This is a genomic window from Plesiomonas sp. (assembly GCF_051650925.1).
Taxonomy (GTDB): Bacteria; Pseudomonadota; Gammaproteobacteria; order Enterobacterales; family CAMTGL01; genus Plesiomonas.
This window is the reverse complement of sequence record NZ_JBOFRH010000545.1, coordinates 1-1,165: the sequence shown is the minus strand read 5'-3', so window position 1 is coordinate 1,165 and position 1,165 is coordinate 1. Positions and strand designations below refer to the sequence as shown.

Here is a 1,165-nt window from a genome sequence, read left to right as displayed (position 1 = left end):
TTATTCAACATGTACTGTCCCGCCTGTACGATCTGGGCATCAGTGATATTTTCGGTGTTCCTGGTGATTATGCTTTTCCTATCGAAGATGCGGTGTGTGAAGATAATCGCCTGCGCTGGATTGGTAACTGTAATGAGTTAAATGCGGCATATTCAGCCGATGGTTATGCCCGTATTCATGGCATGGCTGCGTTGAGTACCACCTTTGGTGTTGGAGAGCTCAGTGCTATCAGTGGCATTGCGGGTGCATTTGCCGAATCGCTGCCGATTTTCCACTTGGTAGGGATGCCGGCAAGCAGTGTGCAAGCTCAAGGCGGGCTCGTACACCACACATTGGGTGATGGTCATTTCACTACGTTTTATGAAGCCACTGCGCCGTTTGTGTGTGCTCGTGCAATTATGACTCCGGAAAACTGTGTGGCTGAAACGGAACGCTTGATTGCTGCGGCTCTGCGTTACCGTAAACCAGTATACATGGTTTTCCCGAGTGATTATGCCACCATGCCTGTAGTGGAAATGGCTGTGCCTGCCGCGGTGACAGAAAGCAGCGATCCTGTGGTACTGACTGAGGTGGTCGATATTCTGGCTGATCGCTTGAATAACAGTCAGCAAGCTTGCGTGCTGCCAGGGATCTACTTGGCGCGTCATGGTGTGCGTCAAGAAACGCTGAGTCTGATTGAAGCGGCGAATCTGCCGTTTGCTACCATGATGATGGATAAGAGCGTACTGGATGAAAGTCATTCCAACTATATCGGGATGTATAACGGCAATTTGATGGATGCGAATGTCCGTGATTTTGTTGAAAGCAGCGATTGTGTGTTGAGAATCGGCGCGATTATGTCGGATTTCAACACTGGTGCGTTTACTGCGCGGCTTGATAGCCGTAAGTGTATTGCCATCATGCCAGAGTCAGTGCAAATCGGCGGGGCTGTGTATAACCGAGTGCTAATGAAGGATGTGCTAGAGGCGGTGGCTAAAAAAGTCAGTAAAAAAGCTTTCCCGGCACATGCACCAAAAGTTACAGCATTGCCAGTAGTGACTGCCAGTGGCAAGATTACGGCAGAATATCTTTATTCACGTTGGCAACAAATGCTCAAACCGAATGACATTTTGATGGCTGAAACCGGTACATCATCTATGGGCTTAGGTTTTGCTCGTATGCCACA

Annotated in this window: 1 protein-coding gene; it reads left to right on the top strand. The window is 48.9% G+C overall.

The annotated features are described in order from the left end of the window. Positions 1-2: 2 nt before the first annotated feature. A partial coding sequence (locus ACRC27_RS13000) for an alpha-keto acid decarboxylase family protein (protein WP_438640071.1) occupies positions 3-1,165 on the top strand: 1,163 nt, incomplete at its 3' end.